Annotated in this window: 1 pseudogene; it reads left to right on the plus strand. The window is 69.3% G+C overall.

Features of this window, described 5'->3' with window-relative positions:
• A pseudogene (locus ACR9ZK_RS22780) lies at window positions 1–251 on the plus strand (sugar phosphate isomerase/epimerase); the annotation flags it as partial.

Here is a 251-nt window from a genome sequence, read left to right on the forward strand (position 1 = left end):
GGCACGGACATGCCGGCCGTCATCCGGGCGCTGGGCGGTTCGATCATCCATGTGCACGCCAAGGACACCCGGGTCGGCAGCGTCGTCACCGCCCGCGATGGACTGCTGACCTCGCACCCGATGGAAATGGCGAACCTGCGCTCGTGGAACTACGTGACCCTCGGTCTGGGCCACCCGGCCGGGGAGACCTTCTGGGCCAAGTTCGTCCACACGCTGCGCTCGGTTTCCTACCCGGCCACCCCCACCCCCCC

This window comes from Monashia sp. HAY1-5C (assembly GCF_056755255.1).